This window comes from Micromonospora sp. NPDC007220 (assembly GCF_040634035.1).
Lineage (GTDB): Bacteria > Actinomycetota > Actinomycetes > Mycobacteriales > Micromonosporaceae > Micromonospora > Micromonospora reichwaldensis.
On the sequence record NZ_JBEYEU010000029.1, the window covers coordinates 39,095 to 63,857 of the forward strand.

The 24,763-nt window shown below is 72.3% G+C and carries 20 protein-coding genes; 14 read left to right on the top strand and 6 right to left on the bottom strand.

The window, feature by feature from the left end:
- Nucleotides 1-96: 96 nt before the first annotated feature.
- The 4 genes from ABZ573_RS28910 (at nt 97) to ABZ573_RS28925 (ending at nt 5,628) form a co-directional block, all read left to right on the top strand.
- Entirely contained in the window at nt 97-2,808 is a 2,712-nt protein-coding gene (locus ABZ573_RS28910) for a DNA polymerase III subunit gamma and tau (RefSeq protein WP_358122192.1), read from the top strand.
- Between the two features lie 509 nt (nt 2,809-3,317).
- A complete protein-coding gene (locus tag ABZ573_RS28915) occupies nt 3,318-3,617 on the top strand; it encodes a transposase (protein ID WP_358122194.1) in 300 nt (99 codons plus the stop codon).
- Nucleotides 3,618-3,701: 84 nt separating this feature from the next.
- The gene (locus ABZ573_RS28920) at nt 3,702-4,253 is read left to right on the top strand and encodes a peptidoglycan-binding domain-containing protein (RefSeq protein WP_358122196.1); all 552 of its coding nucleotides are present in this window, start codon (nt 3,702-3,704) and stop codon (nt 4,251-4,253) included.
- 688 nt (nt 4,254-4,941) lie between these two features.
- On the top strand, nt 4,942-5,628 hold the full coding sequence (locus ABZ573_RS28925; protein WP_358122198.1) for a hypothetical protein: 687 nt from the start codon (nt 4,942-4,944) through the stop codon (nt 5,626-5,628).
- 153 nt (nt 5,629-5,781) lie between these two features.
- On the opposite strand, the gene ABZ573_RS28930 is transcribed toward ABZ573_RS28925, so the two are convergent.
- Entirely contained in the window at nt 5,782-6,855 is a 1,074-nt protein-coding gene (locus ABZ573_RS28930; RefSeq protein WP_358122200.1) for a DUF2332 domain-containing protein, read from the bottom strand.
- A gap of 159 nt (nt 6,856-7,014) precedes the next feature.
- On the opposite strand from ABZ573_RS28930, the gene ABZ573_RS28935 reads away from it, so the two are divergent.
- The 7 genes from ABZ573_RS28935 (at nt 7,015) to ABZ573_RS28965 (ending at nt 14,299) form a co-directional block, all read left to right on the top strand.
- Nucleotides 7,015-7,323 (top strand): YbaB/EbfC family nucleoid-associated protein, encoded by a 309-nt coding sequence (locus ABZ573_RS28935; protein WP_225852050.1) that lies wholly within the window; start codon nt 7,015-7,017, stop codon nt 7,321-7,323.
- Between the two features lie 7 nt (nt 7,324-7,330).
- On the top strand, nt 7,331-7,924 hold the full coding sequence (gene recR / locus ABZ573_RS28940) for a recombination mediator RecR (RefSeq protein WP_089003014.1): 594 nt from the start codon (nt 7,331-7,333) through the stop codon (nt 7,922-7,924).
- A gap of 320 nt (nt 7,925-8,244) precedes the next feature.
- The gene (locus ABZ573_RS28945) at nt 8,245-9,909 is read left to right on the top strand and encodes an ABC transporter substrate-binding protein (RefSeq protein WP_151453560.1); all 1,665 of its coding nucleotides are present in this window, start codon (nt 8,245-8,247) and stop codon (nt 9,907-9,909) included.
- Nucleotides 9,910-9,987: 78 nt separating this feature from the next.
- Nucleotides 9,988-10,992, top strand: coding sequence for an ABC transporter permease (locus ABZ573_RS28950; RefSeq protein ID WP_132238455.1), 1,005 nt, complete (start codon nt 9,988-9,990; stop codon nt 10,990-10,992).
- Entirely contained in the window at nt 10,989-11,945 is a 957-nt protein-coding gene (locus tag ABZ573_RS28955; protein WP_151453561.1) for an ABC transporter permease, read from the top strand. Before ABZ573_RS28950 ends, ABZ573_RS28955 begins: the two co-directional genes overlap by 4 nt.
- A 120-nt stretch (nt 11,946-12,065) precedes the next feature.
- Complete coding sequence (locus tag ABZ573_RS28960; RefSeq protein WP_358122203.1) at nt 12,066-13,199, top strand: ABC transporter ATP-binding protein; 1,134 nt, start codon at nt 12,066-12,068, stop codon at nt 13,197-13,199.
- The gene (locus ABZ573_RS28965) at nt 13,196-14,299 is read left to right on the top strand and encodes an oligopeptide/dipeptide ABC transporter ATP-binding protein (protein ID WP_151453563.1); all 1,104 of its coding nucleotides are present in this window, start codon (nt 13,196-13,198) and stop codon (nt 14,297-14,299) included. Before ABZ573_RS28960 ends, ABZ573_RS28965 begins: the two co-directional genes overlap by 4 nt.
- A 55-nt stretch (nt 14,300-14,354) precedes the next feature.
- Here ABZ573_RS28965 and ABZ573_RS28970 read toward each other — a convergent pair whose 3' ends face one another.
- Together ABZ573_RS28970 and ABZ573_RS28975 are read right to left on the bottom strand one after the other, a co-directional pair.
- Entirely contained in the window at nt 14,355-14,810 is a 456-nt protein-coding gene (locus ABZ573_RS28970; RefSeq protein WP_151453564.1) for a hypothetical protein, read from the bottom strand.
- Nucleotides 14,792-15,457, bottom strand: coding sequence for an HNH endonuclease family protein (locus ABZ573_RS28975; protein WP_151453565.1), 666 nt, complete (start codon nt 15,455-15,457; stop codon nt 14,792-14,794). The genes ABZ573_RS28970 and ABZ573_RS28975 overlap by 19 nt, the downstream gene beginning before the upstream one ends.
- 108 nt (nt 15,458-15,565) lie before the next feature.
- Between ABZ573_RS28975 and ABZ573_RS28980 the strand changes: the two genes are divergently transcribed.
- Nucleotides 15,566-17,002: an MFS transporter gene (locus ABZ573_RS28980; RefSeq protein WP_327029903.1), complete on the top strand. Its 1,437-nt coding sequence runs from the start codon at nt 15,566-15,568 to the stop codon at nt 17,000-17,002.
- Between the two features lie 41 nt (nt 17,003-17,043).
- On the opposite strand, the gene leuA is transcribed toward ABZ573_RS28980, so the two are convergent.
- The 3 genes from leuA to ABZ573_RS28995 form a co-directional block, all read right to left on the bottom strand.
- Entirely contained in the window at nt 17,044-18,795 is a 1,752-nt protein-coding gene (leuA, locus tag ABZ573_RS28985; RefSeq protein WP_151453567.1) for a 2-isopropylmalate synthase, read from the bottom strand.
- A 238-nt stretch (nt 18,796-19,033) separates the two neighbouring features.
- On the bottom strand, nt 19,034-19,585 hold the full coding sequence (locus ABZ573_RS28990; RefSeq protein ID WP_151453568.1) for a nitroreductase family protein: 552 nt from the start codon (nt 19,583-19,585) through the stop codon (nt 19,034-19,036).
- Between the two features lie 85 nt (nt 19,586-19,670).
- On the bottom strand, nt 19,671-20,507 hold the full coding sequence (locus ABZ573_RS28995) for a hypothetical protein (RefSeq protein ID WP_358122206.1): 837 nt from the start codon (nt 20,505-20,507) through the stop codon (nt 19,671-19,673).
- Nucleotides 20,508-20,731: 224 nt separating this feature from the next.
- Between ABZ573_RS28995 and ABZ573_RS29000 the strand changes: the two genes are divergently transcribed.
- Both ABZ573_RS29000 and ABZ573_RS29005 read left to right on the top strand, forming a co-directional pair.
- A complete protein-coding gene (locus ABZ573_RS29000) occupies nt 20,732-21,997 on the top strand; it encodes an aspartate kinase (protein ID WP_121401692.1) in 1,266 nt (421 codons plus the stop codon).
- 5 nt (nt 21,998-22,002) lie between these two features.
- On the top strand, nt 22,003-23,064 hold the full coding sequence (locus ABZ573_RS29005; RefSeq protein WP_358122208.1) for an aspartate-semialdehyde dehydrogenase: 1,062 nt from the start codon (nt 22,003-22,005) through the stop codon (nt 23,062-23,064).
- Nucleotides 23,065-24,763: the final 1,699 nt, after the last annotated feature.

Here is a 24,763-nt window from a genome sequence, read left to right on the forward strand (position 1 = left end):
TCCCGGTAACGTCCCTGCGGGTCAGGTCACGGGGTGGTGGGTGGTCACCCGCGCCCGACCGGCGCAGAATGGCTCGGTCGAGAGGAGGCGGGACGAGTGGCACTGGCGCTCTACCGCAAGTACCGGCCGCGTACCTTCGCCGAGGTCATCGGGCAGGAGCACGTCACCGAGCCGCTGTCGCAGGCGCTGCGCAGCGGGCGGCTCAACCACGCCTACCTCTTCTCCGGCCCACGCGGCTGCGGCAAGACCTCAAGCGCCCGGATCCTGGCCCGCTCGCTGAACTGCGAGCAGGGCCCGACGCCGGAGCCGTGCGGGCAGTGCGACTCCTGCCGCGAGCTGGCCACCGACGGCGGCTCGATCGACGTACTGGAGATCGACGCGGCCAGCCACGGCGGCGTCGACGACGCCCGCGAGCTGCGCGAGAAGGCGATCTTCGCGCCGGCCAAGAGCCGCTTCAAGATCTACGTCATCGACGAGGCCCACATGGTCTCGTCGGCCGGCTTCAACGCCCTGCTCAAGCTGGTCGAGGAGCCGCCGGAGTACGTCAAGTTCATCTTCGCGACCACCGAGCCGGAGAAGGTCCTCGGCACGATCAAGTCGCGGACCCACCACTACCCGTTCCGGCTGATCCCGCCGAAGGTGCTCCGGCCCTACCTGGAGCAGCTCTGCGAGGCCGAGAACGTCGCCGTCGAGCCGGCGGTCTTCCCGCTGGTGGTGCGCGCCGGCGGCGGCAGCGCCCGGGACAGCCTCTCCGTGCTCGACCAGCTCATCGCCGGGGCCGGGCCGGAGGGAGTCACCTACTCCCGGGCCGCCGCCCTGCTCGGCGTGACCGACGCCGCCCTCATCGACGAGATGTGCGACGCGCTGGCGGCCGGGGACGGCGCGACGGCGTACGCGACCGTCGACCGGGTCGCCGAGGCCGGGCACGACGCGCGCCGGTTCGCCTCCGACCTGCTGGAGCGGCTGCGCGACCTGATCGTGCTCCAGCAGGTGCCGGACGCCGCCGCCAAGGGCCTCATCGACGGCCCGGCCGACCAGATCGAGCGGATGGCCGCCCAGGCCCAGCGGCTCGGCCCGGCCACGCTGTCCCGCTGCGCCGACATCGTGCACAACGGCCTGGTGGAGATGCGCGGCACCACCGCGCCCCGGCTGCTGCTGGAGCTGATCTGCGCCCGGATGCTGCTGCCCGGCGCCGACGACAGCACCGGCGGCCTGCTCCAGCGCCTCGAACGCATGGAGCGCCGGCTCACCCTCGCCGGCACCGACATGCCGCCGGCCGCCGCCGGCCCCGCGCCGGTCACCTCCGCCCCTCCGGTACGCCCCGAGCCTCCGGTACGCCCCGAGCCCACCCCCACCACGACCGCGGCTGACCCGGGGCCCGCCGGCCCGCCGGCGCCTTCCGGCGCCACGTCCGGTGCCGCGGCAGCCCGCGCCGCGGCTCTGGCCGCCGCCGGTTCCCGCGCGACGGAGGCAGTCCCGGGCGCCGCGGAACCGGTGGGTGCGCCCGCCGGTAGCCCACCCGCCGGTAGCCCACCCGCCAGTAGCCTGCCCGCCGATGCTCCCGCCCGCCGTCAGGTGCCGCCCTCGGCGGTGATGCCCGACCCGGCCACCCCCGCCCCGCCCCGCCCCGGCGCGGCTGCGGCGGGCACCCTGGACGCCGTCGCGGTGCGCCGGGTCTGGCCGGACATCGTCGCGAAGGTCAACCGGATCAAGAAGCCGGCCGCCGCGCTGATGCGCGACGCGGTGGTCCGCGACGTGGACGGCGACACCCTGGTGCTGACCGTCAAGTCGCCGGTGCTCGCACAGATGATGGGCAACCACACGTCGGTGCTGGCCGAGGTGCTGTACGAGGAGTTCGGCGGCCGCTGGCAGATCCGCTGCGAGGTGGCCGGCGAGCGGGGTGGCGCGTCACTCGGTGGCCCGTCCCGTCCCGCCGCGCCGGCCCGCCCGGCATCCCCGCCGCCCGCGGCCCCCGCCCACCAGGACCCGACCGGCGCTGGTCCGAGCGGCGCCGGCCCGAGCGGTGGTGGTCCTGACGGTCGGGGCGGTCCGAGCGGCGGGCTGCCCGTTGGCGGTCCGAGCGGCGTGGCCGGTGGCGCTCCGCACGGCGGGCCACCCAGCGGCGCTCCGAACACGGGCGGCGTCAACGGCAGCAGCTCGAACGGCAGCGTGACCGGCGCGTCCGGTGGCGCCACCGATGACGAGGACTGGCCCGAGCCCGCCCGACCGGGTGGTGCCGCGACGGGTGCCGGCGACGAGGACGAATGGCCCGAGCCGGCCCGACCGGGCGGCGCATCGGGCACCGGAGCGTCGGCCAGCGACGCGGCGGCGGTTGCCCCGACAGCGACCGGCGGGCCGCGCGCGGCGTCGACAGCCAGGCCGGCCAGCGCCGCCATGGCGTCGGCGACCGCCGCACCCGCCGTGCCAAAGCCGGCCGGTCCTTCGGCGGCGCCGCAGCAGGCCGCGCCCGCCGGCCCTCCGGTGAGCAGCGCGATCGCGGCGGCGCGGGCGGCTGCGGCGGGACGCGGTCCACGTACCGGTCAGGCGGCCCGGAAGACCGCGGACGCCGACTGGGCCGGCGAGCCGCCGTACGACCCGGACTTCGACGGCCCGGTGCGCGGCGGCGCGGGACGCCCCGGCGGCGCCGCGCCGGCGGCCCCGAACTTCGAGGGCTTCGACCCGGGCGACGAGCCGCTGGACGAGGTCATCGACGAGCAGACCGCGCGGGAGTCCAGCGAGGAACAGGCGGTACGGCTGCTCCGCGAGGCGTTCGGCGCGGAAAAGATCAACGAGGTGGACGCCCGGTAGGGCGCTGCCCGCTCAGGAACCGTGCCGCCCGGTCAGTACTCCGACGTCAGATCGCTTGTCTGCCTTGGTAGTGGGATCATCGGGCTCGGGCTTGGGATGTTCGTCGCGAGACCGACCAGTGCAGGGTTTGCTCTGGCGGTAGCGCCACGGTGAGAATGATTCCCGCTGGAGCATCGAGGAGTTGTTCCAGACGGGCAAGGCCAGGTTGGCCTGGACCACCACCAGGTCCGCGGCTGGACCGGCTGGCACCGGTCGTCACCCTGGCCATGCTCGCCCTGGCCGTCCTGACCATCCTCACCACCACCACCACGCAGCAGTCCCGACGCTGACCCCGAGATCATCGCGTTGACCGTCGCCGAGAGCCGCCGACTCCCCAACGCCTTGGCCACCCGGACCAGGGTGTGCAGTGGCATCAGTGCGGTGACCAGCGCGGGTAGAAGGCCAGCTCGCCCGGTGGTGCGGTTGCGATAGATGAGCAGTCACCGGCGCTCTACGGGTTGGTGGCGGTGATGATCCACGCCACAGATGGTCGCGAGGACCTTTCGATCCCGGTCCCAGCTATGTCTTTGCCACTCGGTGGCGCCAAGGAAGGCCTGCTCGACCTGCTCGCGACCACCACGATCGAGACTGGGTGGCCGCAGATCCTCGCGTTCCTGATCACCCGCATCACCAACGCTGGCTCGGAAGGAACCAACCGGCTCATCAAGGCCGTCGCCCGCGACGCCTACTGCTCCGAAACGCCAGAATCAACGGCTACGCGCCGCACCGCGACCGCTCGACGCCACCGTGGACACCTTAACCCCGCTTAACTTCGATGAGCCGAAAAACTGCCCCCCATGACCGGACTGGGTCCTGTAAGGTTCGATCACTGCCAATGAACACCGGAGGCTCATGTGCATGTTTCATTGAAGGCCGGTCTGCGCAAGGCCTTGGTTGCCGGGGGGGCTGCAGCCGCAATCGTGCTGACCGCCGGGCTTATCAATTCCGCGCCGGCGCAGGCGTCGGCCTCTCAGGGGTACGTCATAGGTAGCGGTGACGTAACGGACGACTTCGGCGACGAGGGGACCCTGCGACGGGGCGGCCTGTACGCCAACAGTGGCGCCACCGGACTGTGGCAGTGGATCCTGTACGCCGACGGATACCTTACCTCGTCCGACATCGACTGCGAGTTTGGGCCGACGACCGAGGCTGCAACCAAGAATTGGCAGGCGGCCCGTAGCCTAACCGCCGACGGTGTTGTCGGAACGGCGACCTTCGGCTACGCGGACTGGAAGCTTGGCGTAACAGGTCAGAGCGGCGAAACCCTCGATGTGCGGTACTCCGGGACGGCGCGCAGCGTGTATTTCACGCGCAACTCGCAGGGAAAGTACAATTTCCGTAGCAACGCAGGTGAGCCCTACTTCATGCTCCCCACGTTCTACACCAGCATTCCAGTCGGCTGTTAGTCCGATCCGCCAGCTGACAATGGGCTCTCGGCCACACTCGGGTCCGAGAGCCCCATTGTCATATGACGCAGGTCGGTAGACTGACCGAGTATGGGTCGCCAGGCTCGTCCGTGAACGCGCGACCCGCCCCAGATCCTGCCAAGCCCGAATCGTGGGGCGGCTGATCGCGGCGGGCCAACGTGGCCGGTGTGGCTATGGTGGTCCGACGTCGAGGCCGCCAGCGCTGATGTCGACCGGCTCTGGCAGACGTTCCTGTGTCGTTTCGACATCGAGCGCACGTTCCGCCTGTTCAAGCAGACCCTCGGCTGGACCTGCCCAAAGATGGTGACGACCGCCGGCATGCGGCCCAGCAGGCGTTCAAGTTGCCTGGCCGGGGCGTCCCGACCGCGGTAGCGAGTGCGGACCAGGTCAGAAGCCTGGCCGGAGAGTACCAGCGCGTGCACCAGCGATGCCGCCGTTGCCTGGCCACCTACCCCTCGATGGCCTGCCCGCGTGGCCCGCTGGCGCAGACCTCCGTATCAGGCCCGGACGAGTAGTCGGCGTAGAGCCCGGCGGACCTGGCGGCGGCCTCCCCGGTGGCGGCCCGAACGGCGGTGCGGCCGGCAGGTCCGGCGGCCTGTCGGGCGGTGGCCGCAGCGATGTGGCCGGCGGGGGTCTCCCCGGTGGCGGCCCGTCCGGCGGTTCCGGCGTGGTGGGCGGTCCCTCGGCTGGGGCGGCCCGTCCGACCTCGGGGCCGGCGCGGGCCGGGGGCGCTGCTGTCGTCGAGGAGACCGAGGACTGGCCCGAGCCGGCCCGACCCGGCGGCGCCGTCGGCGGTGGCGAGGACTGGCCCGAGCCCGTCCGCCCCGGCGGCGCCGCGACCGGGGCCGGCAGCGAGGACGACTGGCCGGAACCGGCCCGCCCCGGCGGCGCGTCGACCGCCACGCCGACCACCGGCACGTCGACTGCCAGGCCGGCGAGCGCCGCCGCGTCGGCGACCGAGACGTCCGGCGTACCGAAGCCGGCCGGTCCTTCGACGGCACCGCAGCAGGCGGCCCCCGCCGGCCCCCCGGTGAGCAGCGCGATCGCGGCGGCGCGGGCGGCGGCGGGACGCGGTCCGCGTACCGCCCAGGCAGCCCGGAAGACCGCGGACGCCGATTGGGCCGGCGAACCGCCGTACGATCCTGACTTCGACGGCCCGGTGCGCGGCGGCGCGGGACGCCCCGGCGGTGCCCGGCCGGCGGCCCCGAACTTCGAGGGCTTCGACCCGGGCGACGAGCCGCTGGACGAGGTCATCGACGAGCAGACCGCGCGGGAGTCCAGCGAGGAACAGGCGGTACGACTGCTCCGCGAGGCGTTCGGCGCAGAGAAGATCGACGAGGTCGACGCCCGATAGCCCTCCCCGACGCCGACACCGACGCGGAGGGCACGCCTCGCCGGACACGGCGAGGCGAACCGCGGCAGATCTTGGTAGGAATCGGCCCCTCCAGGGGCACTCCGGTACCAAGATCTCTGGCGACGACGCACCGGACGCGGTGGGCGCGGTGGGTCAGGCGGGCCAGGCCGGGAGGCCGTGGGGGTGTGCCTCGGCCAGCAGGCGTTCCGGGCCGGTACCGAGCCGGGCGCGGAGCTGGAAGTCGTTGCGGGCCTCCCGCGGGTGCGGCTCGAAGGACAGGTGGGCGACCGGCGCGTCGGTGCCGCCGGCGGCGGCCAGCCGGTCCAGCTCGGCGGTGACCCGCGCCCACTCCTCGCCCGGGACGTACTGGCGCATCACCGAGTGCCACACCACGGTCAGCGTGCCGGGGCGCGGGGTGATCCCGGCGAGGAAGTCCGCCGCCCCCGCCGCGACGACCCGGGCCGGCAGTCGCCCGGCCAGCTCCAGCGCGCCGGCCAGCCGGGCCGCGCGGGCGGTGTGCTCCGGCCAGAGGTACGCCCGCAGCGCGAGCGCGCCGTCGGAGTCGCCCGGGTCGAGCGGGCTGACGTCGCAGCCGAGCCGCTCCACCACGGTCAGCTCGGGGTACGCCTCGGCCGCCGCCCGCAGCCAGTCGGGCGCCCCGCCCCGCCAGGCGTCCGGCAGGCGTACCGGGGAGTCGGCCGGTCCCCAGGCGAAGCCGGCGGCCTCGATGCGGAACCGGTCGGCGCGCAGGTTCAGCCCGGCGCTCGCGCCCAGCTCGACGAGGCGCACCGGCAGCCCGCCCACCGCGTGGACGGCATGCAGCAGGCCGGCCAGCAGCAGGTTGGCCCGGCCGACCTCGTTGGTCTGGGGCGGTCGGCGCAGCCAGCCGCGCAGCGTGTCGTGCTCGGCCCCGACGACCGCCCGGAACGCGGCCCAGCAGGCGGGGGCGTCCGCCGCCCGGTGCGCCCCACCCGCGCTGGGGTAGAACCGGGCCAGCTCGGGCGCCCGGCCGGACAGCACCAGGGCGTGCACCCCGCCGAGCAGGCGTATCGACACGAGGGCGTCGGCGTCGGCGTCCTCGTACCCCTTGATGACGGTGGCGCACGGGCCGCCGGCCCGCACGTCACCGGCGGCGCGCGCCAGCAGGTGGGCGTAGAGGGCGGCATCCATGTCGGCGCAGGCCCGGGCCTGTCGTTCCATGGCCGCCGCGGCCTGTTCCCGGGACATCCGCCACCTCCGTCCGGTCGGTCCCGTGATCCTGCGCCCGGACCCGGCGCGAGGGAAGCACCGGGCGGGGCGAGGCTGCTCACAGCCGATAGGCTGAGCGGCGGCCGAGCAGACGAGTGCGAGAAGGAGCCATCCGTGCGCCCAGGTGGACAGCCGAACATGCAGCAGATGCTGAAGCAGGCGCAGAAGATGCAGCAGCAGATCGCCAAGGCGCAGGCCGAGCTCGCCGAGGCGGAGCTGACCGGCACCGCCGGCGGGGGCCTGGTCACCGCGACCGTCGCCGGCAGCGGCGAGCTGAAGTCGATCAGGATCGACCCGAAGGCGGTGGACCCGGAGGACGTGGAGACCCTGGAGGACCTCGTCGTCGCGGCCATGCACAACGCCGCCGAGGCGGCGCGGGAGCTGACCGAGCAGAAGATGGGCCCGGTCACCGGCGGCATGGGCGGCCTCGGCCTGCCCGGTTTCTGAGCGGCAGATGTACGAGGGCGCCATCCAGGACCTGATCGACGAGCTGGGGCGGCTGCCGGGCGTGGGCCCGAAGAGCGCCCAGCGGATCGCCTTCCACGTCCTGTCCGCCGACCCGGCCGACGTCAACCGGCTGGCCGGGGCGTTGCGCAAGGTCAAGGAGCTGGTGCGGTTCTGCACCAGTTGCTACAACGTGGCCGAGTCCGACCGGTGCCGGATCTGCCGCGATCCGCGCCGCACGGACGAGGTGCTCTGCGTGGTCGAGGAGCCGAAGGACGTGGTCGCGATCGAGCGGACCGGCGAGTTCCGGGGCCGCTACCACGTGCTCGGCGGGGCGATCAATCCGCTGGAGGGGATCGGGCCGGACAATCTGCGCATCCGCGAGCTGATGGCCCGGCTCAGCGACGGCACCGTGCGGGAGCTGATCCTGGCCACGGACCCGAACACCGAGGGCGAGGCGACCGCGACGTACCTGGCGTTGATGGTCAAGCCGATGGGCATCTCGGTGACCCGGTTGGCGAGCGGCCTGCCGGTCGGCGGCGACCTGGAGTACGCCGACGAGATCACGCTCGGCCGCGCCTTCGAGGGCCGGCGCGCCGTCTGACGTTTCCGCGATGGTCGGCACCCGAATCGGGTGCCGACCATCGCCGTACGGGCACTGTCGGATCCACTGTGGGGTCTGACATCGGAGTGAAGCAGGCGACGATCGATGTAACAAATCGGCATCGGCCAACCCGGACATAGCGCCCCTTTGTCGACGGTCCGGAACGGCCGCTGAGGCGGTGCGCATCGGTTAAGACACGATCCGGTACCAACCGGTTCCGCGATGGTTTCCCGCCGGTCCGAACGGCGGCTAAGGTCACGGCGATCGGTGACCCCTGTCACCACGATTGTCCGTAACCCCAAGGACGAGGTGAAGCACCCATGCGTGCATCCAGGCCGAAGGTCGCCCTCGCGGCCGTCGCGGTCGCGGCCCTCGCGGTAGCAGGCTGCGCCGAGAGCAACCGCGATGACAGTTCCGGCGGTAGCAAGAAGGACACCCTCGTCTTCGGCGTAGCCGGAGATCCGAAGGTGCTCGACCCGAGCTTCGCCAGCGACGGTGAGTCGCTGCGCGTGGCGCGTCAGGTCTTCGAGACGCTGGTCCGTCCGGAGGAGGGTGGCACCAAGGTCACCCCCGGTCTGGCCGAGACCTGGACCCCGGACGCCGCCGGCACCACGTGGACCTTCAAGCTGCGCTCCGGCGTGAAGTTCCACGACGGCACCGAATTCAACGCCGAGGCGGTCTGCAAGAACTTCGACCGCTGGTACAACGCCAAGGGCCTCATGCAGAGCCCGGACGTGACCCCGTACTGGCAGGACGTCATGGGCGGCTTCGCCAAGAACGAGAGCGCGGACCTGCCGCCGAGCCTCTTCAAGTCGTGCACCGCCAAGGACGCCACGACCGTCGACCTGGCCTTCACCCGGGTCTCCAGCAAGATCCCGGCCGCGCTGATGCTGCCCTCGTTCTCGATGCACAGCCCGACCGCGCTGGAGAAGTACGACGCCAGCAACGTGGGCGGCACCGCCGAGGACATCAAGTACCCGGCCTACGCCACGGCGCACCCGACCGGCACCGGCCCGTTCAAGTTCAAGTCCTGGGACGTCGCCAACAAGACGCTCACCATCGAGCGCAACGAGGACTACGCCGGCACCAAGGCGAAGCTGAAGACCCTCATCTACAAGACGATCTCGGACGAGAACGCGCGCAAGCAGGCGCTGCGCTCCGGCGACATCCAGGGCTACGACCTGGTCGGCCCGGCCGACGTCGAGCCGCTGAAGGGTGAGGGCTTCAACGTCCTGACCCGCCCGGCGTTCAACATCCTCTACCTGGCCATGAACCAGAAGGGGAACCCGAAGCTCGCCGACGTGAAGGTCCGCCAGGCCATCGCGCACGCGCTGAACCGGCAGGCTCTCGTCGACTCGAAGCTGCCCCCGGGCGCCAAGGTCGCCGACAACTTCATGCCGGACACCGTCGAGGGTTGGAACGGCGACGTCACCAAGTACAACTACGACCCGGCGAAGGCGAAGGCGCTGCTGGCCGAGGCCGGCGCGACGAACCTGACCCTGCGGTTCCACTACCCGACCGAGGTCACCCGGCCGTACATGCCGAACCCGAAGGACATCTTCGAGCTGCTCTCGGCGGACCTCAAGGCGGTCGGCATCAACGTCCAGGCCATCCCGCTCAAGTGGAGCCCGGACTACCTGAACGCCACCACCTCGGGCAACAAGCACGACCTGCACTTCCTCGGCTGGACCGGTGACTACGGCGACGGCTACAACTTCATCGGCACCATGTTCGACCGGACGAAGGCCGAGTGGGGCTTCACCAACAAGGCCCTGTTCGACCAGTTCAAGGACGCGGACAGCACCGCCGACGTGGCGGCCCGGACCGAGAAGTACAAGGCCCTGAACAAGGCCATCATGGACTTCCTGCCCGGTGTCCCGGTGTCGCACTCGCCGCCGGCGATCGTGTTCGGCAAGGACGTGACCGGGGTCAAGGCGAGCCCGCTCACCGACGAGCGGTTCTCCACCGCCGAGTTCAAGTCCTGATCTGACGCTCCGAGTCGTGGGCGGGCGCTGTTTCGGCAGCGCCCGCCCACGACCCTCCGTACCCCTTTCGAGGCCGCCGTGTTCCGGTTCATCGTCAGACGCCTGCTTCAGCTGATACCCACGCTGTTCGGGCTCTCCCTCCTGCTGTTCATCTGGCTCCGCCGACTGCCCGGCGGTCCCGAGACCGCCATCCTCGGTGAGCGCGGGACGCCCGAGATGCGCGCCGCGATCCGGCGCAACATGGGCCTCGACGAGCCGATCCTGGTGCAGTACGGCCGGTTCGTGCGGCGGCTGATCCGCCTCGACCTGGGCACGTCGACCTCCACCAAGCGGACGGTGGTCACCGAGTTCGTCGAGCGCTTCCCCGGCACGGTGGAGCTCTCCGTCACGGCGATGCTGATCGCGGTCGGCGTCGGCATCCCGCTGGGCTACCTGGCGGCCCGACGCCGCGGCCGGATGCTGGACCACCTCTCGGTCGGCGGCTCCCTGATCGGCATCTGCATCCCCGTCTTCTTCCTCGCGTACGTGCTCAAGGCGATCTTCGCGGAGAACCTCGGCTGGTTCCCGGCGAGCGGCCGGCAGGACCCGACGCTCGGGGCGACGCGGGTCACCAACTTCTTCGTCCTCGACGGGATCATGACCCGGGAGTGGGACGCCGCCGCCGACGCGCTCTGGCACCTGGTGCTGCCGGCCGTCGCGCTGGCCAGCATCCCGCTGGCGATCATCGTCCGGATCACCCGCGCCAGCGTGCTGGAGGTGCTCAACGAGGACTTCGTACGCACCGCCGAGGCGAAGGGCCTGACCGAGAGCACGGTCCGGCGCCGGCACGTGCTGCGCAACTCCATGCTGCCGGTGGTCACCTCGATCGGCCTGCTCACCGGCGGCCTGCTCTCCGGTGCGGTGCTGACCGAGACCGTCTTCGCCTTCAGCGGCATCGGAGCCTTCATCTACGAGGCGATCAGCCAGCGTGACTATCCCGTGCTGATGGGCTTCATCCTGATCATCGCGGTGGTGTACGTGCTGGTGAACCTCCTGGTCGACCTCTCCTACAGCCTGATTGACCCGAGGGTGAGGGTCCGATGACGATCACCGGCGGCACCAAGAAGGAAAAGATCGACCGGCTCGCCGAGTTGGCGGCCCGGGAGGACGAGCGCGGCGTCAGCCTCTGGAAGGAGGCGTTCCGCCGGCTGCGGCGCAACCCGGCGGCGATCGTCGGCGCGGTGATCCTGAGCCTGTTCCTGCTGGTCGCCATCCTCGGGCCGTTCTTCGTCCCGTACGCGCCCGACGCCCAGCTCTGGAAGAGCGAGATCCGCCTCGGCGACTTCCCCGGCTTCCGGGGCGAGAACTGGTTCGGCGTCGACCACATCGGTCGCGACGAGTTCAGCCGCATGATCGTCGGTGCCCGGCAGACCCTGCTGGTCGGCGTGGTCTCCACCCTGATCGGCCTCGCGGTCGGCTCGCTGATCGGCGGGGTCGCCGGCGCCGCCGCCGGCCTCGGCGGCCGGTGGGGCCGGGCGGTCGACAACGTGCTGATGCGTTTCGTCGACATGCTGCTGGCCATGCCGAGCCTGCTGCTGGCGATCAGCATCGCCGCCCTGCTCGGCGCCGGTCTGACCACGGTCATGATCGCGGTCGGCGTGGTGTCGGTGCCGGTCTTCGCCCGGCTGCTGCGCGGCTCGATGATCTCCCAGGCCAACAGCGACTACGTCCTGGCCGCCGTCTCGCTGGGCGTGAAGAAGCCGAAGATCGCGCTGACCCACGTGGTGCCGAACTCGCTCGCCCCGGTCATCGTGCAGGCCACCCTCACCCTGGCCACCGCGATCATCGAGGCCGCGGCGCTCTCCTTCCTCGGGCTCGGCAACAACGACGCCTCCATCCCCGAGTGGGGTGTGATGCTCGCCGACGCGCAGCAGTACCTCGACTCCGCGCCCCGGCTGGCGATCCTGCCCGCCCTCGCCATCATCGTCACCGCGCTGGGCTTCACCCTGCTCGGCGAGGCGATGCGCGAGGCACTCGACCCGAAGCTGCGGAAGTAGGGCCGGTGAGCGCGAGGAGTGAGCTTGCGAGCCCCGCAGTCGCGAACGAAAAGGCCAGCACGGTGAGCGCGAGGAGTGAGCTTGCGAGCCCCGCAGTCGCGAACGAAAGGCGGGCCCGACATGGCTCTGCTTGATGTCGAAGATCTCTCCGTCACCTTCGCCCGGCGCGGTCAGCGCGCCGTGCACGCCGTGGACGGGGTCTCCTTCTCCGTCGACGCGGGCGAGGTGGTCGGCCTGGTCGGCGAGTCCGGCTGCGGCAAGAGCGTCACCTCGCTGGCGATCATGGGTCTGCTGCCCAAGCAGCCGGGCCTGCGCGTCGGCGGCAAGGCCGTCTTCGACGGCACGGACCTGCTCCAGCTCGACGACCGGTCCCGGCGGGACATCCGGGGCCGCGACGTCGCGATGATCTTCCAGGACCCGCTCTCGTCGCTGAACCCGGTGATCCCGATCGGGTTGCAGGTCACCGAGGTGCTCACCCGGCACCGGGGGATGAAGGGCGCGGCGGCGGAGAAGGAGGCGGCGGCGCTGCTCGACCGGGTCGGCATCCCCGACCCGAAGCGGCGGCTGAAGGAGTACCCGCACCAGCTCTCCGGCGGCATGCGCCAGCGCGCCCTGATCGCGATGGCGGTGGCCTGCCAGCCCCGGCTGCTGATCGCCGACGAGCCGACCACGGCGCTGGACGTGACCATCCAGGCGCAGATCCTGGAACTGCTCAAGGAGCTGGTCCGGGAGTCCGGCACCGCCCTGGTGATGATCACGCACGACCTGGGTGTGGTCGCCGGCATGTGCGACTCCATCAACGTGCTCTACGGCGGCCGGGTGGTGGAGACGGCCCGCCGTCGCCCGCTGTTCCGCGAGCCCCGCCACCCGTACACCGTGGGTCTGCTCGGCTCGGTGCCGCGCCTGGACGCCGGGCGCGGCGAGCGGCTGAACCCGATCCCGGGCTCGGTCCGCGACCTGCTGCCCTGGACGGACGGCTGCGCCTTCGCGCCGCGCTGCACCCGGCGGGTCGACGAGTGCGTGGGGGAGCCGCCCGCGCTGGTGCACGCCCACGACGGGCGCAGCTACCGTTGCGTCAACCCGGCGCCGGTGCCTGGCACCGTGCCCCGGCCGGCCGCCAGCAGCAGCACCGCGCCTGCGGCGGCGCCGGCCGCCACCAGCACCGCCCCGGCGGAGGCACCGGCCGCCACCGCCCCGGCGGCGGAGGCGACCGCGGGCCAGGTGCCCGCCCCGCGCGAGGAGGAGAAGCCGTGACCGAGAGCGAATTCCTCGTCGAGGTCCGCGACCTGAAGGTGCACTTCCCGATCCGCACGGGGGTGATCTTCGACCGGACGATCGGCCACGTGAAGGCCGTCGACGGCGTCGACCTCAGCATCCCGCGCGGCAAGACGTACGGCCTGGTCGGCGAGTCCGGCTGCGGCAAGTCGACGCTGGGGCGGGCGCTGCTCCAGCTCACCCCGCCCACCAGCGGCGAGGTCCGGTTCGACGGTGTCGAGCTGACGAAGCTGCCGGCGGGCAAGCTGCGGTCGATGCGCCGCCGGATGCAGATGATCTTCCAGGACCCGATGTCGAGCCTGGACCCCCGGCAGAACGTCGAGTCGATCCTCACCGAGGGCCTTCAGGCCCACGGCATCGGCGGCAACCGGGACGAGCGGCGCCGGGTCATCGGCGAGACCCTGGACAAGGTCGGCCTGCCCCGCTGGGCGCTCTCCCGCTATCCGCACGAGTTCTCCGGCGGCCAGCGGCAGCGCATCGGCATCGCCCGCGCGCTGGTGCTCGGTCCCGACCTGATCGTCGCCGACGAGCCGGTCTCCGCGCTCGACGTGTCGATCCAGGCCCAGGTGGTGAACCTCCTCGACGACCTCCAGGACACCCTCGGCCTGACCTACCTGGTGATCGCGCACGACCTCGCGGTGGTCCGGCACATCTCCGACACCGTCGGCGTGATGTACCTGGGCGCGCTGGTCGAGGAGGCGCCGAGCGACCGGCTCTACACGGAGCCGATGCACCCGTACACGCGGGCGCTGATGTCGGCGGTGCCGGTGCCGGACCCGGACGTGGAGGACCGCCGAGAGCGCATCCTGCTCGCCGGCGACCTGCCCTCGCCGGCCAACCCGCCGGCGGGCTGCCGGTTCCACACCCGCTGCCCGTGGGCGCAGCCGACCCGCTGCGCGGACGAGCGGCCCGCGCTGCGGGATGTCGGCGGCAGCCGGGTCGCCTGCCACTTCGCCGAGCGGATCGCCAGCGGGGAGCTGCGCCCGCACAAGGTCAGCGTGCAGCTCACCCGCCCGCTCGGCGAGGGCGAGGAGCCGCACACCGTCTCCGCCCCCAACGAGCCCGGCTCGTACGTCTGATCCGCGTCGCGGACGCGGTCCTCGTCGAGGGGGCCGCGTCCGGGCGGTCGGCGGGTCAGCCCTCCGGGCGGTGCAGGAGCGCGACCGCGATCCCGTGCACCGCGTCCAGCCCGGCCGGGTCGGCCAGCGCGACCGTGCCGCCGGTGACCCTGTACCACTCGTCGGCGTCCCGGTACTGCACCGTCAGCGTCACCTGGCCGTCGGCGTACGCGGTGCGCAGGGTCAGCTCGCCGGTGACCACCCCGACCTCGTCGGTCATCACCCCGCCCGGGCCGGGCACCACGTCGGCCGTACGCTCCCGCGCCGCGGTCGACGTGCCCTCGGCGTCGGCGGCCATCCCAGCCCCCGGCACGCCGGTGGTCGTGCCGGCCGCGCCGTCCGCCGTCATGCCGGCCGTGGTCGGCCCGGGCGGCGCGCTGCCGGTGGCCGCCGCCGCGTCCTCCCCGGTGGCGTCCGGCGTCTGCTCCGGGGCGGGGGTCGCCCCGGCTCCGGTCACGGCTTGCTCGCCCATGTGCAGCCCTCCAGCATGTCGGTCAGGGCGGCCTTCTCGGCACTGGTCACCGTCAGCCGCCAGTGGTGCTTGACCGTCACCCAGTTGTCGGCGTACTGGCACCAGAACGACCGGTTCGCCGGCTTCCACTGGGACGGGTCCTGGTCACCCTTTGCCCGGTTGGAGGACGCGGAAACCGCGATGAGCTGCGGCCGGTCCAGGTCGTTGGCGAACTCGCCACGCTTCGCGTCGTCCCACTCGTCGGCGCCCGAGCGCCACGCGTTCGCCAGCGGCACGGTGTGGTCGATGTCCACGTCGGACGGGTCGGTGAACGCGCGGTCGTCGTAGACGCTCTCCCAGCGGCCGCCGACCACGTTGCAGCCGGAGAGCTTGATGTCCTCCCCGTCGCGTTTCAGCACGCTGTCGCGTACATCGCAGTTCTTGCCGGTGTCCCGCCAGTGCGGGAAGCGGCTGCGGCTGTAGCCCTTCATCGACCCGGCGGTGGCCACGGTGAGTTGGGTCAGCTTCTGCGCGGCGTTGCCGCCGCTGCCACCGCTGCTCGGCGCGACGTCCGGCTCGTCGACGGCGACACAACCGGCCGCGCCGAGCGCCAGCGCCGCGGCGAGCGCGGCCGTCACTGCGGCGCGCGGTCCTGATCTGGTACGCACAGACGACACCTCTCCAGCTTGCGGGCTCCCGGCGATCCCGCACAGTACCCGGGCCGGGTTTCGGCGATTCGTGGCGTCTCTCATATCGTGCGGGGCAGATTGGACGCCATGACCGAAACCACGCCCGCGCTCCGGCTGGGCACCGCGCACGGGCGGGGCACCCTGCTCGCCGCCGTCCTCGCCTCCGGCATGGTCTTCCTCGACACCACCGTGGTCAACGTGGCGCTGCCCCGCCTCGGTGCGGACCTGGACGCCACCGTCGCCGGTCTCCAGTGGACGGTCAACGGGTACCTGCTGATGCTGGCCGCCTTCGTCCTGCTCGGCGGCGCGCTCGGCGACCGCTTCGGGCGGCGGCGGGTCTTCCTGCTCGGGGTGGTCTGGTTCACGCTAGCGTCGCTGCTCTGCGGCCTGGCCCAGGGCACCGAGTGGCTGATCGCGGCCCGGTTCCTCCAGGGCGCCGGGGGCGCGCTGCTCACCCCCGGCTCGCTGTCGGTGCTCCAGGCCAGCTTCCACCCGGACGACCGGGGTCGCGCCATCGGCGCCTGGTCGGGGCTCTCCGGCGTCTCCACCGCGCTCGGCCCCTTCCTCGGCGGCTGGCTGGTCGACGCGCTCTCCTGGCGGTGGATCTTCTTCCTCAACCTGCCGCTGGCCGTGCTCGTGGTGCTGGCGGCGCTGCGCTGGGTGCCGGAGAGCCGGGACGAGGCCGCGTCCCGCACCGGGGGGCCGGGACGTCACCGCCGCCGGTTCGACGTGGCCGGCGCGCTGCTCGGCGCGCTCGCCCTGGCCGGCGTCACGTACGCGCTGATCGACGCCCCCGTCCGGGGCCTCGACTCGGTGCCGGTGCTCGTCGCCGTGCTGGCGGGCGTGGTCGGCGCGGTTGCCTTCGTGCTGGTCGAGCGGCGCCGGGGGGACGGCGCGATGCTGCCCACCGGCCTGTTCGGCAGCCGGCTCTTCTCGGTGCTGAACGTCTTCACCGTGCTCGTCTACGCGGCGCTCGGCGGCTTCACGTTCTTCCTCGCCGTCTACCTGCAGAACGTGGTCGGCTGGTCGGCGCTGCTCACCGGGGTCGCGCTGCTGCCGATGACGGTGCTGCTGCTGGTCGGCTCGGCGCGGGCGGGCGCGCTGTCGGCGCGGATCGGGCCGCGGCTGCCGCTGACCGTCGGGCCGGTGGTCGCCGCCGCGGGGCTGGTGCTGCTGCGCGGTGTCGGCCCCGGCGCGTCGTACTGGCGGGACGTGCTGCCCGGGGTGGTGCTCTTCGGGATCGGGCTGACGCTGGTGGTGGCGCCGCTGACCGCCTCCGTGCTGGCCGCGGTCGACGACCGGTTCGCCGGCGTGGCGAGCGGCTTCAACAACGCGGCGTCCCGGGCGGGCGGCCTGCTGGCGGTGGCCGCGCTCCCGCTGCTGGTCGGGCTCTCCGGCTCCGGCTACGCGCAGCCGGCCGCGCTGACCAGCGCGTACCGGGGCGCGATGCTCTGGTGCGCCGGCCTGCTGCTGGCCGGGGCGGCGATGGCGGCCCTGCTCATCCACCGCCCACCGAAGCGGTAGGAAGGGCACCCTGCCGCAACCGGATGCCCTTCCTCGCCGCGTCAGGCGCGGGCGCGGTTGACGGCGCTCGTCACGGCCTTCACGGAGGCGGTGACGATGTTCGCGTCGGTGCCGACGCCCCAGACCGTACGGCCGTCGACCTCGCACTCCACGTAGGCGGCGGCCTGCGCGTCCCCGCCGGAGGAGAGCGCGTGCTCGTGGTAGTCGAGCACCCGTACCGCCACGCCCACCGACTGGAGCGCGTTGACGTACGCGTCGATCGGGCCGTTGCCGACGGCGGTCAGCGAGCGGGGCTCCGCGCCCAGGCCGACGCGGGCCTCGATCTCGACCTTGCCCTCGGCGGTGCCGATGGCGTAGCCGTCCAGGGCGAGCGCCGGGTCGACCTGGTGGTCGATCAGGTAGTGGGTGGCGAAGATCTCCCACATGGTGCCCGGGTCGACCTCGCCGCCGTCGTGGTCGGTGACCTGCTGCACCACGCCGGAGAACTCGATCTGGAGCCGGCGCGGCAGGTCGAGCTGGTGCTCGCTCTTCATGATGTACGCGACGCCGCCCTTGCCGGACTGCGAGTTGACCCGGATGACCGCCTCGTAGGTGCGGCCCAGGTCCTTCGGGTCGACCGGCAGGTAGGGCACCGCCCAGGTGTGCTGGTCGATCGGCACCCCGGCCGCCGCCGCGTCCTTGGCGAGCGCGTCGAAGCCCTTCTTGATCGCGTCCTGGTGGGAGCCGGAGAAGGCGGTGTAGACGAGGTCGCCCGCGTACGGGTGGCGCTCGTGCACCGGCAGCTGGTTGCAGTACTCGACGGCGCGCCGCACCTCGTCGATGTTCGAGAAGTCGATCATCGGGTCGACGCCCTGGGAGAAGAGGTTCAGCCCCAGCGTCACCAGGTCGACGTTGCCGGTGCGCTCGCCGTTGCCGAACAGGCAGCCCTCGACCCGGTCCGCGCCGGCCAGCAGCCCCAGCTCGGCGGCGGCGACGCCCGTGCCCCGGTCGTTGTGCGGGTGCAGGCTCAACACCAGGCTGTCCCGGCGGGGCAGGTGCCGGTGCATCCACTCGATCGAGTCGGCGTAGACGTTCGGCATGGCCATCTCGACGGTGGCCGGCAGGTTGACGATCAGCTTGCGGTCCGGGGTCGGGTCGATGACCTCGATGACCTTGGTGCAGACCTCCAGCGCGTACTCCAGCTCCGTGCCCGTGTAGGACTCGGGCGAGTACTCGTAGTGGATGTCCGTGTCCGGGGTGTGGATCTCCGCGTACTTGCGGCAGAGCCGCGCGCCCTGGGTGGCGATGTCGGCGATGCCGTCGCGGTCCAGCCCGAAGACCACCCGCCGCTGGAGCGTGGAGGTCGAGTTGTAGAAGTGCACGATCGCCCGCCGCGCGCCGCGCAGCGACTCGAAGGTGCGGTCGATCAGGTGCTCCCGGCACTGGGTGAGCACCTGGATCGTGACGTCCTCCGGGATCAGGTCCTGCTCGATGAGCTGGCGTACGAAGTCGTAGTCCGTCTGGCTGGCCGAGGGGAAGCCGACCTCGATCTCCTTGTAGCCCATCTGCACGAGCAGCTGGAACATCCGGCGCTTGCGCTCCGGCGACATCGGGTCGATCAGCGCCTGGTTGCCGTCGCGCAGGTCCACCGCGCACCAGCGCGGCGCGGCCTCGACGTGCCGGGTCGGCCAGGTGCGGTCGGGCAGGTCGAGCCGGAACTGCTGGTGGTACGGCTGGTAGCGGTGGTACGGCATCCGGCTGGGGCGCTGCCGGGCGATCGGGTCGGTCTCAGCGTCGGCGATGGGTTGAGCCATGACGGAGTGCTCCCTGGAACATGTGGCGTCAGCAATCGGAAGGTGTCGGCCAGGTGCCGGGCGACGGTGCCCGGGCGGTTGCCGATGGGAAGTTTCGGATGTGCTGGACGGCGCGGTTCGACTCCGCGACGAGGTGCCGGCCTTCAGGCCTCGTCGCGGCGACCAAGGAGAAGGTACGCCCGCCACATGACCAGGTAACCCTACGTGGCGGGCCGGGGTGCGGGAAGGCGGGTCCGGACTATGAGACGCACTTCGCAGCCTGGCTGGTCAGCAGGAGTTCGGCCAGGGGGAGCCGGCGGCGCAGGCCGGTCTCGGAGCGCAGCAGGTCCGCCGGGAGGCTGAGCGGGTCGCCGAGCTGCCCGACGGCCGCCACCACGTGCGGTCGTACGCCCGCCGGCAGGTCGAGGTCGGCGGCCAGACCGGCGTGGTCGAGGTCGTGCAGTTGGCGTACGTGCAGGCCGAGCGCGGTGGCCTGCACGGTGAGGTGGGCGACGGCCTGGCCCAGGTCGTACGCGTGCCCGGCCGATCCGGTCCGGTGCGCGCCGAGCAGCAGGGCGGCGGCGCGCTGCGCCCACCGCTGATCAGCCTCCGGCAGGTTGACCAGGATCCGCTTGAACGTCTCGTCGTCGCGGTGCCCGAGCGCGAACCGCCACGGCTGGGCGTTGCCGGCCGAGGGCGCCCAGCGGGCCGCCTCCAGCAGCGCGGACGCGTCCTCGCGGGACAGCTCCGCCACCGGGTCGAAGGACCGAGGGCTCCAGCGGAACGCGAGCAGCGGGGTGAGGTCGGCCATGGGCCAAGTGTCCCGTAAGGGCGATTCAGCGGTTAAAGGTGGGATGTCCGAATGTGGCGAACGGCACCCGTAACGTCACGGACGGTCACGGCGTTCCCGTGCTCGGGCTCGTGGTCGCCTCTGCGGTCGGATCAGGAGCCGCCGTGCCGAGCGGCTCGGCGTCGACCACCGGCCCGGCCAGCTGCACGGTGGCCGGGGCGGGCGCGGGTGTCCCGGCGAGGATCAGCGTGCCGGACGCGGTGCGCACCGCCGTGGGCGTGCCGTCGGCGTCGTAGCAGTAGATCCCCACGTCCAGCGGCGCGTTGATCGACGCCGAGGTGGTCTCCACCGAGTAGCAGGCGCCGGACGCGCCGGGCGGCGGCTCGGCGGGGGAGACGGCGAGCGGGGCCCGGCGGTCGGTCAGCACGTCCAGCCAGTCGGTGAACGGGTGCTGCACCCGGGGGTCGAGCCGGCGGGGCACGGCCTCGTCCCGGTCGCCGAGGCGTACGCAGGTCGCCGGCTCGGGCCGGGCGGCGGACGGCAGGGCGCACTGGAACAGCCCGTCGGCGGTGGCGGCGAACGAGACGTCGGCGGTCCCGCCGAGCGCGCCGCCCGGCACGTCGACCCGCCAGCTCCCGTCGTTCGCGCTGGTCACCAGGATCGTCCGGTCCGGGGACTCCGGGGCGCGCAGCGTGTAGCTGGCGACGAGGTGCCGATCCTGCGCGGCGGCCGCCAGCGCCGCCAGCTCGTCGCGCGCCGCGTCCACCCCCGCCGGCACCGGTGTCGAGGTGGGCGTGGGCCGGGTGGCCGGTTCGTCGGCGGTGCAGGCGACGAGGAGCGCGGGCAGGGCGAGCGCGAGCGGACCGGCCAGGCGTCGAGCCGGGCGCACCGGCGGGCGCGCGGGCTTCGCGGGAGGGCCGGCCGGGCGGAGATGGGCGTGCACGGGGCCATTCTGCGGCCCGGAAACGATGCGTGGGGCCCCTGCCACGCGCGGCGCCCCGGCGTGTCGCGCACCACCCCGCCCCGGGCTGCCGGGCCGGATCGTGGGATCACCTGACCCGGCCGAGTTGCCCGACCGATACCCTGGGTGCGTCTGACACGCGCCGCCGGCCCTGATCCGGCGGCGTCGGCACGCTCAGGGTCGTCGCTGGGAGGGAGTGCACCGTCGTGGCACTCGTGGTGCAGAAGTACGGCGGGTCCTCCGTCGCCAACGCGGAGCGGATCAAGCGGGTGGCCGAGCGCATCGTGGCCGCCCGCAAGGCCGGTGACGACGTCGTCGTGGTGGTCTCCGCCATGGGGGACACGACCGACGAGCTGCTCGACCTGGCCAACCAGGTCAGCCCGTTGCCGCCGGGCCGCGAGCTGGACATGCTGCTCACCGCCGGGGAGCGGATCTCCATGGCGCTGCTCGCCATGGCCATCCACAACCTGGGGTACGAGGCCCGCTCGTTCACCGGCTCGCAGGCGGGCGTGATCACCACGTCGGTGCACGGCCGGGCGCGGATCATCGACGTCACGCCGGGGCGGCTCAAGGGCGCGCTCGACGAGGGCGCGGTGGTCATCGTCGCCGGCTTCCAGGGCGTCTCGCAGGACACCAAGGACGTCACGACGCTGGGCCGGGGCGGTTCCGACACCACCGCCGTGGCGCTCGCCGCCGCGCTGCACGCGGACGTCTGCGAGATCTACACCGACGTGGACGGCGTCTTCACCGCCGACCCGCGGATCGTGCCGAACGCGCGGCACATCACCCAGATCACCTACGAGGAGATGCTGGAGCTGGCCGCCTGCGGCGCCAAGATCCTGCACCTGCGCAGCGTGGAGTACGCCCGCCGGGCGGGGTTGCCGATCCACGTCCGTTCGTCATACTCGACCAACACCGGCACGATGGTCACCGGATCGATGGAGGACCTTCCCGTGGAGCAGGCACTGATCACCGGGGTAGCGCACGACCGCAGCGAAGCCAAGATCACGATCGTGGGGGTGCCCGACGAGCCGGGCGCCGCCGCGCGGATCTTCGACACCGTGGCCGGCGCCGAGATCAACCTCGACATGATCGTGCAGAACGTCTCCACCGAGGGCACGGGCCGCACGGACATCTCCTTCACGCTGCCCAAGGCCGACGGCCCGACGGCCATGGCCGCCCTGAGCAAGATCCAGGAGTCGGTCAAGTTCAAGGGCCTGCTCTACGACGACCACGTCGGCAAGGTCTCGCTGATCGGGGCCGGCATGCGCTCGCACCCCGGCGTCGCGGCCGGCTTCTTCGCCGCCCTCGGCGCGGCCGGGGTGAACATCGAGATGATCTCCACCTCGGAGATCCGGGTCTCCGTGGTCTGCCGCGACACCGACCTGGACGCCGCCGTACGCGCCATCCACGAGGCCTTCGACCTCGGCGGCGACACCGAGGCCGTCGTCTACGCGGGGACGGGACGGTAGCCACCGTGTCGCCGCTGCCCACCCTGGCCGTGGTCGGGGCGACCGGTGCCGTCGGCACGGTGATGTGCGAGCTGCTCAGCGGCCGCAAGAACGTCTGGGGCGAGATCCGGCTGCTCGCCTCCGAGCGCTCGGTGGGGCGGCGGGTGCGGTGCCGGGGCGAGGAGCTGACCGTCCAGGCGCTGACCCCGGAGGCGTTCGACGGCGTCGACGTGGCGATGTTCGACGTCCCGGACGAGGTCTCGGCGCGGTGGGCCCCGATCGCGGTCGGCCACGGGGCCGTCGCGGTGGACAACTCCGGCGCCTTCCGGATGGACCGCGACGTCCCGCTGGTAGTGCCGGAGATCAACCCCGAGCAGGTACGCAACCGGCCGAAGGGGATCATCGCCAACGCCAACTGCACCACGCTGGCGATGATCATCGCGATCGCCCCGCTGCACCGCGAGTACGGGCTGCGCGAACTCGTGCTCGCCTCCTACCAGGCGGCCTCCGGCGCCGGCCAGAGCGGCGTGGACACCCTGCACGCCCAGCTCACCAAGATCGCGGGGGACCGGGTGCTCGGCTCCCGCCCCGGCGACGTACGCCAGGCGGTCGGCGACGACGTGGGCCCGTTCCCCGCGCCGCTGGCGCTCAACGTGGTGCCCTGGGCGGGTTCCCTGGCCGACGCGGGATGGTCGTCCGAGGAGATGAAGCTGCGCAACGAGTCGCGCAAGATCCTCGGGCTGCCCGACCTGAAGGTCTCCGCCACCTGCGTACGGGTGCCGGTGGTGACCGGCCACTCCGTCGCGGTGCACGCGGTCTTCGCCACCGAGGTGGACGCCGAGGGCGCCCGCGAGGTGCTGCGGAACGCGCCCGGGGTGATCCTGGTCGACGACCCGGCCGCGGGCGAGTTCCCGATGCCGATCGACGCGGTCGGCACCGACCCGTCCTGGGTGGGCCGGATCCGCCGCGCCGTCGACGACCCCCGCGCCCTGGACTTCTTCGTCACCGGCGACAACCTCCGCAAGGGCGCCGCCCTGAACACGGCCCAGATAGCCGAACTCCTCGCCAAGGAACTCACCCCCCGCTGAGCCACCCCGGCACGTCTCACGGCGGCGTGCCGAGGCGCTGCCCGCGCGGCGCTCCGAGTCGCTGCCGCGAGGGTTTGCTCTCGTGGCGCTCCGTCGCGCGGAACACGAGGCGACGAACCTCGGCGCCGAGGCGCTGCCGCGCGGTGCGACGATGCCTCTGCCCGCGCTGCGTGCCGAAGGTCTGCCCGCCCGGCGTTCCGGGGCACTGCCGCGCGGCCTGCCGAGGGTCTGCCCGCCCGGCGTTCCGGGGCTCTGCCGGCGCGGTGCGACGATGCTCTGCCGCGGGGTGCGCCCACGCCCCGTCCGGAGCCGACGTGCCCGACTGGAAAGAGCGCCGGGCGGCGCCGAAAATGGTCCGCCGGCAACTGCGATCTCGAAGTGTGCAATTTTCAATCGTGGAATTTCCATGGTCGGTCTGCCCGCCGCTCGGCGCCCGCGTCGTGATGCCGACAGTCGCGCGCGTTGCTGCCCGAATCGCCGCGCGGGCGCGCCATGTCGCGCAGTGCGGCAGCCGATGTTGCAGCGGCGACACGCCGGAGCGGGAGGATTTTTCGCCGGCTCCGGCCAGCGCGGGCGGCCGGGATCGATCGTTGGGCATCGATGGGTCCCACCGGTCGCCCCCCGCCCCGTCGCCCGCCTTGGGAGCGCCGGCCGGCTCACCGTTTGCGCTCAGAAAGCGGCATTCGCCGGTATCGATTGCAGGTGCTCCAGGTGTCGCCAGTTCGGCATCGGTCGTTGCCCCGAGGTGGAGCTACCTGCCGGTAATGTCCTTTTGGCTCCCGGCCGTCGGCACTCCTGGCGGGCTGTCAACTGACTGTCGAATAATCCTGGACCGTCTCCTCGTGAAACCTCACGTTCGGGGGATCCGGTTCGGGCTGTTCGGGCCATCGGTGTCAACGTGACCGAGTGTCGATCGGACTCTCGGTCGCCGTGTGATCACGCTGGGATGAAACTTTCTCCGGACGGAGCTGGTGGATCAACCTTCAAAAGGCTTAAATGGGACGAAGGGCCGAAGGGGTGGGGCATTGCCTCATGTTCGTGCTTCGATGTGTTTCATCCCGTTGCAGGTCCGGCTCCGTGGGTTGAGGTATCCCGCCCGATCGGGAAACCTGTAGCCGACTCGGCTGCCAGTGTCGGCCGATCAGCGCTACCGGTTTTCTCCATCGGGAAAACCTCCGAGTTGCTGCCTGCTGGTCCGGGCCGGATTTCGGAAGAAGCGCAAATGGAAACCCCCCGTTGCAGCGGGGGGTTTCTGTTTTTCGGTGCGTATCGACAATTCCGTTCGCGTCGCGGGTTCGCGCAGGACGGACGTACGGTTTTCTGCGCCGGTTCCGCGCATTGACGACAACGGTGTCCGGCGGCGGCCGTCCCGGCGTTTCAGCTTGGTTCACGCGCTTCAGTTGGGCCGGTTCCGTGCCCGATGATGGTCGGGTACCGCCGGCCACTGGCTGCAACCAGGGGCGGTACGCGGGCCCGCGTCGCGGGCCCGCGCTGTGCGCAACAACCGACTCCCCCGGGAGGCCCGGACCAGCACCACCGGGGCGGAGGCGCTGCCTCCGCCCCACCCGCCGGGGCGGACGCCCGCCCCGGTCAACTCGGCGGGGGGCGGGCGGGCGCCCCCCCCCCCCAGCGCGGAGAAGGACCCCGCGGAACACCAGCACAAGCGGTGTGAGTAGGGGGTTGGGGGGTGGGGGGTGGT